Source organism: Ferrimicrobium sp., assembly GCF_027364955.1.
GTDB lineage: Bacteria > Actinomycetota > Acidimicrobiia > Acidimicrobiales > Acidimicrobiaceae > Ferrimicrobium.
In genome coordinates this window covers 1-6,863 of sequence record NZ_DAHXOI010000050.1, presented here as the reverse complement: position 1 = coordinate 6,863, position 6,863 = coordinate 1, and the positions used below count along the sequence as shown (strand labels likewise).

General features: G+C 57.4%; 11 protein-coding genes and 1 pseudogene. 2 read left to right on the top strand and 10 right to left on the bottom strand.

Annotated elements, in window-relative coordinates:
• Nucleotides 1-157 precede the first annotated feature (157 nt).
• Together M7Q83_RS13660 and M7Q83_RS13655 are read right to left on the bottom strand one after the other, a co-directional pair.
• Nucleotides 158-505: a type II toxin-antitoxin system PemK/MazF family toxin gene (locus M7Q83_RS13660; protein WP_298340027.1), complete on the bottom strand. Its 348-nt coding sequence runs from the start codon at nucleotides 503-505 to the stop codon at nucleotides 158-160.
• Nucleotides 492-725 (bottom strand): ribbon-helix-helix domain-containing protein, encoded by a 234-nt coding sequence (locus tag M7Q83_RS13655; RefSeq protein ID WP_298340024.1) that lies wholly within the window; start codon nucleotides 723-725, stop codon nucleotides 492-494. The genes M7Q83_RS13660 and M7Q83_RS13655 overlap by 14 nt, the downstream gene beginning before the upstream one ends.
• A gap of 346 nt (nucleotides 726-1,071) precedes the next feature.
• On the opposite strand from M7Q83_RS13655, the gene M7Q83_RS14410 reads away from it, so the two are divergent.
• Complete coding sequence (locus M7Q83_RS14410) at nucleotides 1,072-1,293, top strand: transposase domain-containing protein (protein WP_366526428.1); 222 nt, start codon at nucleotides 1,072-1,074, stop codon at nucleotides 1,291-1,293.
• Nucleotides 1,294-1,301: 8 nt separating this feature from the next.
• The gene (locus M7Q83_RS13650; protein WP_298340021.1) at nucleotides 1,302-1,571 is read left to right on the top strand and encodes a hypothetical protein; all 270 of its coding nucleotides are present in this window, start codon (nucleotides 1,302-1,304) and stop codon (nucleotides 1,569-1,571) included.
• A 759-nt stretch (nucleotides 1,572-2,330) separates the two neighbouring features.
• Here the strand turns inward: M7Q83_RS13650 and M7Q83_RS13645 are convergent.
• The 8 genes and pseudogenes from M7Q83_RS13645 to M7Q83_RS13620 form a co-directional block, all read right to left on the bottom strand.
• Nucleotides 2,331-2,723: a type II toxin-antitoxin system VapC family toxin gene (locus tag M7Q83_RS13645; protein ID WP_298340015.1), complete on the bottom strand. Its 393-nt coding sequence runs from the start codon at nucleotides 2,721-2,723 to the stop codon at nucleotides 2,331-2,333.
• Entirely contained in the window at nucleotides 2,723-2,998 is a 276-nt protein-coding gene (locus tag M7Q83_RS13640; protein ID WP_298340012.1) for a type II toxin-antitoxin system prevent-host-death family antitoxin, read from the bottom strand. The genes M7Q83_RS13645 and M7Q83_RS13640 overlap by 1 nt, the downstream gene beginning before the upstream one ends.
• A gap of 548 nt (nucleotides 2,999-3,546) precedes the next feature.
• Nucleotides 3,547-3,840: a type II toxin-antitoxin system PemK/MazF family toxin gene (locus M7Q83_RS13635; RefSeq protein ID WP_298340030.1), complete on the bottom strand. Its 294-nt coding sequence runs from the start codon at nucleotides 3,838-3,840 to the stop codon at nucleotides 3,547-3,549.
• 11 nt (nucleotides 3,841-3,851) lie between these two features.
• Nucleotides 3,852-4,061 carry a type II toxin-antitoxin system CcdA family antitoxin gene (locus M7Q83_RS14405; protein WP_366526427.1) on the bottom strand — a complete coding sequence of 70 codons (210 nt, stop codon included), beginning with the start codon at nucleotides 4,059-4,061 and terminating at the stop codon, nucleotides 3,852-3,854.
• A gap of 373 nt (nucleotides 4,062-4,434) precedes the next feature.
• The gene (locus tag M7Q83_RS13630; RefSeq protein WP_298340009.1) at nucleotides 4,435-4,566 is read right to left on the bottom strand and encodes a hypothetical protein; all 132 of its coding nucleotides are present in this window, start codon (nucleotides 4,564-4,566) and stop codon (nucleotides 4,435-4,437) included.
• A gap of 35 nt (nucleotides 4,567-4,601) precedes the next feature.
• Entirely contained in the window at nucleotides 4,602-5,330 is a 729-nt protein-coding gene (locus M7Q83_RS13625; RefSeq protein WP_298340006.1) for a tyrosine-protein phosphatase, read from the bottom strand.
• A 709-nt stretch (nucleotides 5,331-6,039) separates the two neighbouring features.
• Entirely contained in the window at nucleotides 6,040-6,165 is a 126-nt protein-coding gene (locus M7Q83_RS14400) for a helix-turn-helix domain-containing protein (protein ID WP_366526426.1), read from the bottom strand.
• 248 nt (nucleotides 6,166-6,413) lie between these two features.
• A pseudogene (locus M7Q83_RS13620) lies at nucleotides 6,414-6,863 on the bottom strand (hypothetical protein); the annotation flags it as partial.

The window sequence follows — 6,863 nt, the reverse complement described above, 5'->3', positions numbered from 1 at the left end:
GGCTTCGTGGTAACCGTTGCTGGGCTGGCCCGTTCGCTGCTCCCAACGCTACGGTTGGAAGAGCCCAAAGCGTGCGCTGACACCAGAAGCTTCTCCAAACCGACTAAATGTGACGGTCGCCGTCGAAGGACGGCACGAGTTCGGGGTCGAGCCAGCCTTATAGGGCGAGGTGGAGGCGCAGAGCTTCATCGAGATCTGCCATCACCGCCGGTGGCACGACTCCGATCCTGTTGCCCAGACGCTCGACGGCCACTGCTCGGACCTGCTCGGCTTGGGCTTTTGAGTCGCGTTCGAGCCCTGTAGCAGCAGCCAGGAGCAGAACTTGGAAGGGGTAGATGCGCGCAGTGTTCGTCGTTACGGGAACGATTGTCACGACTCCATGGCCCAGGCGATCTGCGATCATGTTGGCTCCGTCATTACTGACGATTACTGCGGGTCGACGCTTGTTGGCCTCGGCACCTCTAATCGAGTCAAGATCAACCAAGCGGATCTCACCCCGCAGCATTGGTTCCGAACCCGTCCCCAGCCGTCACTTCCCAAGCTGCGGCTTCTCCTTCGTTCTCCCACTCGGCGAAGGCATCCTCGTAGGCCGCCCCAAGTTGTGCGCCCCGCAAGAAGCGCACTGCCCGGTGTAAGACCGCAGAGCGAGACGCGATGCCTTGCTCGATGGCGTAGGCATCAAGGAACTCTACATCTTCGTCAGGAAGGCTGACACTCAACTTCATACTCAGATACTACCATTGGTAGGACTCTGGTAGTATCAGAAATACAGATCTGGCACGAATCATGGATCAGCCACAGCCCCGAGTTCCAGGGCGCGGGCGCCAGGGTAAATGACAGTTAGAGGCAATACCACTTAGTTAGGGCCTTCACGTGTTAAGCCTGGTTCATACCAAGAGCTGGTCAGGTCAAGGCTTCCGATGGCGAGCATCTCACGGATCGGATAGCCATCGGGGTATTGGCCGCGATGTTTCCGTCAACGCACATCGACAAGGTAATCCGGGGGCTGGGAGGGCTGAGCAACATCATCGGTTGCTCCCAGCACGGCTGGTCGTGTAGTTCACCCTTGCGATGTGCCTGTGGGTTGATGAGGGCTATCAGGAGGTTGCCCGGCTACTGGTCGGCGGCTCAAAGCATGTGGCCCGCTGGCGAGGAGACTGGCAAGTGCCGAGCTCTAGGACGCCGCCACAGGCGCGCGCCAGGTTCGGTGGTGAGGTGATGAAGATGTTGTTTGAGCAGATTGCCTCACCGACGATACCGAGTCCTCGCCCGGCTCGTGGTGCCCGGGCTTAAGGTTGGTAGTGATCGACAGGACCGTGTTTGACCTACCAGACACCAAGACGAACCCGGAGCACTTCGGTCGGACAGAGAGTAGCCGGGGTGAGATGCAAGGGGCCTTCCTCCAGGCTCGGGTGGTAGCACTCGTTGAATGTGGAATGCAAACGATTATCGCTGCTGAGATCGGTGCAAGCTCTACGGGAGAGACCACCTTGGCTCATTCGTTGCTTAAGAACCTCAACAATGAGCTGCGCCTCCTCGTCGATCGGGGTTTTAGCGGCTATCACCTGTGACAAGGAGTGGCAGCTGCCGGTGCTGAGCTGGCAAACCAGGTCCAACGTGGTTCGTACGGCGACGACATCCCTAGAGGATGGATCGTACCTGTCGGTGCTTCGCCCGCCAAGGGGTAACCCAGGCAAACCAATCACCGTCCGGATCGTCAAGCACGCCCATCTCACGCTAAAGGCGACGCTCCGATCCTTCTCATCACCACCCTGCTCAACCCGGAGCGCTCACCCGCAGTAGAGTTTGCCGCATTCTATGGTGAGCGACGGGACGAGGAGAGTGCCTTCGACGAACTAAAGACCCATCGACGAGGCGCTGGCCGGTTCTTCGGTCCAAATCACCAGACATGGTCACCCAGGAGATCTACGCCCACCTGCTTGTGTACTTACGCTATCCGAGAGCTGCTCAGCAGTGCTGTTGAGCCTCAAGAACTCGACCCCGACTGAGTCTTTCGTTGCTGGCCACTTTGCGGGTCATCAGCCGCCACCACTTTGGCGAGAGCATTGACCATGGCAGAAGATCCACCCCAAAGGGCAGTGATTTGCTCGGTGGAAATGGCTTAAGCAATCGATTCTGCCACGGGGCGGCGTCCGATCAATAATGTCCCACCGCTCAAAAAGGCTGGGAAGGTGAAGACCTGGTCAGCGACGTGGTAGATGATGGGCAAAAAGGTGGCGAGCTTGAGATCACATTCGATATGGACCCCCGAGGGCCCTTCCACAGGTTTTGAGACCAGAAGAGCTACCTGAGATACCAGACACCGGTCCTCATGTTGGCATGATCACCCCTATGCCGTAGGAGGAAGCTGCCGCCGCCATGCGCTCATCATAGGTCACAATGCCGTCAAGCTCATCACCTAATTCCAGTGCTACAGCGATATGGAGGGCGTCCAGACTCCGTAACTGTTGGGGATCAAGGGTGGCCGCTCGTTCGAAGGTGGCCGAAGTGAGACTCAGCAAGGTGAGAGCGTCGAGCACAGATCGAGCACGCTGCACCCGATCGGGAGCGGTACGTCGCGTTGCCCGGAGGAGTTCTGTGCGTAAGAGATCACTCGCGATCACCTGACTTTCGTGGACAGCTGCCCAGCGTGCCATGGCCGGGGAATCAGGTTCAGCCATGACCAGCTTGGCCGCGGCGGACGTGTCGAGGTAAAAGGCCATCAGTAACGTTCTTTGTCGCGCATGTTCGCTACGGCCTCTGACAATAGTGGCTCTGCTTGCGGCGCCTCCGAAGGCACGCCAAGAGCCGAGAGAGAGCCCTTCGCAGGACGAGCCAGACCTGCCGCGATAAGAGCAGCAACTTGTCCCCCAGGAATAGGAATCAGCTGGGCGACCGGTCTTCCTCGGTCGGTAATCGTTACCACTTCGCCGGAGGCGGCCCTGGCCACCACCTGTGAAGCGTTCTGTTTGAGTGCTCGAATGCCCACAGTGCTCATGTTCTACATTGTAGCATATAATTCGAGACAGCTCTCAATAGACGGCGTGCTGAAGCCAGGTGGAAAGAGAACTTTGGAACAGTTATCTGGAATGCGCTAACTGAGAATGACTACTTGAGGATAGGCCGTTCTGGGAATTTACGGGAGTCCATCGTCGAGTCTTCGAGACCAGCAAGAGCTCCTCCCACCAAATAAACCCGGTTTTCTTAGAGACTATTAGTCCTCAACAGATAGGGTTCTCAATGCCAAAGGTCGTGCTTTACCTCGTTCACGGTGATGAATCGAGGTCACTCGGCACTGCGCTTCACCGTACTGAGCGTTCCTCGCAGCAGTGAGTGAACAGGGCACCAACCTCGAGGCGTGCCGTTTTGGGTCAGCCCAAAAAGATCTGGGTTGCCCTAGCTTCAAAAGACATCTGCCGAGTCTCCATAACAAGTGGATCGAGCAAGCAGGCTGTCCACCGGGTTGGTCACGACGCCCCTCGTACCATCGAGAACAGGCATTCACGGGAAAGAGATCAGATCTTCCTGCACTCGCAACCCCTCCCCTCAACAGCCGAGCGCGTATCCAATCGCTGAGCAGACCCTTCCCATGGTGTCGTCGTCAACTTGTCCAACGGGACCAGTGAGCGATGCCTGAACGACGGCGTGAAGACCATCACAGTTGATGACCGATAGTCGATCCAAGCCGACCTCGACGTGGTCGATGCCGACTTCCGCAGCGAGACCGCGGATGGAGGTGGTGACCTCGGCCACCGTAACGAGGCTGCGAGCGTCGAGCACCTCGGATCGAGTCAACAGCAGCACGGGTCGCCTTTTTTGACCAACTTCTGCCAACCACACCTCGCCGCGTTTCAAGGCTCACCCCACGCTTCAACCTCTGTCCAGACAGTGTCAGAACACTCCGGCTGCCTCAAATAAGATTCCCGGTCAGTTCGCAACAGGGCGGCACGCCCTGCATCGGTTACTCCTTGACGAGCAGCTGCAGAAATATTGATGCCGAGTTCTCGAGCACGCTTAGCCAGCTCCTTGTCGAGCGTGAAGGTCGTTCTTGTTTGGGCCACAATTTACACTAGCATCGACTGACCTCAAATTATGATAGCGTATCAAAGTGGCAGTCAGTGATGGATGACGACTAACGAGCATCGGTACGCGAGTCATAGTGATGGAACTAGAACCCACCGGGATCGGCACCCGCTTCCAGGGGAGACACCGGTCCTGAACCGGGCTATTATGGCTGGCGGGCCAGGGCTCGAACCTGGAACCTCCTGATCCAAGGTGAGGGTACGCAAGTATTCGTGGGGCGCGGGACAACCGTATCAGCAGTTCATGGGTGGTGCAAAGCATCGGGTGCTCCCCGTCGAGAGCATATCGGTACCCATCCCGTATCACAATCCGTATCATGCCAATCGACCACGCGCGGACCTTCGGGCTGTATTACACGCTCGCTTCCCGATCTGCCTCTTCTAGGATCCGGCTCATCTGCATTCGTGTGATGGTCTGTAATCGCTTGGACGGAAGGCGCTCAATCCAGTCCTCCACGACCTTCTCATCAAACTCATCTGACACTACCCATGTTCTAGGCTCCACAGCCGCTGTGAAAGTCAGTGCTGGATCGTGTTCCGCCAGCTACGCAGGGCTTGTAGGTCGGGTTCGCTCAGGCCGGCCAAGGTGAGAACGGTGGGAAGTTGCAGTTGCGATAACGCTGAGCGAAAGGCATTCTCGGTCGTGGTGCCATGGGAGCGACATGGCTCTTCCCTCGCGTTCTCGTCGTTTTCTTGGTTCTCGGAGGCTGCCCGTAACTCACCAAGACGGACAGTCTCCAGGTAGTCGTCAACGATGTCCTCAGTATCGGCATCCACAGCTCTCAACAACAGCATCGCGATCATGCCTGTGCGATCCCGTCCCGACATGCAATGAAACAATACCCCGCCCGGTGGAGCATTCAGGATTGCCGACAGAGCCGCACCGGTGCGCTCTGGCATCGCCTGAAGATGAGGGAGAAAGTAGAGTGCCGTGCCTTTGAGCCCGTTGTCCCAGTAGTTGCTCCAGAAGTCCTCGTTGTCCAAGCCGTCCAGATCGACCTGCCGTATCGTCAACCAGCCGGGCCGGGATCCAACATCACAGCTTCTTTCGCTCGGCTGGCGAAGATCAACGACTGTACGTATCCCTGCTTCCCAGATCTGATCCCAGCCCGCTTCGCTCACCCGGTCAAGGTTCTCGGAGCGGAAGAAGACACCCCTCGGCGTGTAGCTGCCGTTGTGTCGTCGAAGGCCACCAAGATCTCGCGCGTTTACGAGTCCGTCGACGCGAAGCGCCCGTTCGCCCGTCATCGATCCGTGCTCGTAATCAAGCCAAGTGGGTACACACTCAGGCGCGAGACGAAGGACGACCGACGCAGTGCCGGTCGGCCAGCCTGCCCACGGCGATCGGCCTTTGCAGACAGCGAAAGGCAACCTGCCTGATGCGTCGTTGATCGTTAAGCGAGAACTGTCATATTTGGCGCGCCAAGATCCATACCACAGCGGCGAGTCTATTGCCCGGTACATCCTCTCGGTCCCGTAGGGCAAGGCTGTATATCGCAACGATTTGTATAGCTAACAGAGAGGCACCACAAAAGCCCATTGTGGCCGTCTGGAATTAACCCATATCGATGGAAAGCCCGTCGATGACACTCCCGGGTCGAGTACGAGTGGACGCTCAGATGTTCGGGGTGATTCACTTGGTACACATACATGCTCATGGCTGCTACTCGTGCTGGGACTCTGGTAGCAGATTCTGGGCTTGTACCGTTCGTGAACGACCATCTCCACCTGATGCGCTTTGGAGGCACGCCAGATGGTGCGCGGATCATGCCAAAGGCTCGGCGCAAGCCTAATTATGTGGGCAACCACGAGATTCGAGTATCGCAGACGCGGGTCATTTGGCTACCTCCAAAACCAACAGGCATGCAGATTCGTTGTTTGACAGCTAGCTGTCCGACGTAGGACCACACCACGAATGCCGTCTGGAGACCATGACCGTGTGCCGTACTCCGGCTTATTAAGGCGCAAACTCGCTGGATCCAGTTTGACTAACACAGAATTGGATCAGCGAATGACGAGAAAAGCGCCAGGTTCTACCAAGTTTGACACCAGGAAGTCGCCCAGCATGGGCAAGGCGTTCCACCGTCTTGTAGTGCCCTAGTCGGGGATATTTTGAACAGGTCCAGGTAGAAGGACTTCAGAGGGGGAGCCTCGTTCAAACGCCATGTCAGATGTCAGACCGAACAACCCTGCAAACCGCCTACTGGCGAGCGGTAATGAGGTTTCGGATACGCTTTGCGCCGGCACCTAAGGACCCGCGCAAGCCTACCAATCCCCACTACCATCCGCCCAACACACGGCCTCGGAGGGTCCCCAAGGTTCCCCAATCCTCTACTTATAAGACCAAGTCTGCGGGAACAAGATACCAGTAGAGGGGAAGTAGACACCCTTGAGCTGGCTTGAGACCGCGTTGATCGTGTAGGTCACCGGCTGGAAGATGACAGGGAGCTGCTTGACCAGGTAGTTGGAGTAGGCCTGCATGGCACTGTCGGCTTGAGATCCAGAGGCCGTGTGGGTAGCTGCTACCAGAGTGCGGAGCTCGTTCGGTACCGGGTAGGACAAGAAGTGTCCTGAGGCGAAGATGCTTCCACCGGTTGGATAGGGCTCACTAAAGTCCCAAGCGAAACCGGCTCCCCAGTTCCCAATATCGGGACCGCTTGGATGCGCCCCAATGACCTCCGCAACAAGCGAGTCAAATGGTGTTGACGACAGGTTCAACACGATGCCTGCCGCAGCAGCAGAGCTCTTGAAGTCCTCCATCTCACCGGGGAGATAGGACGA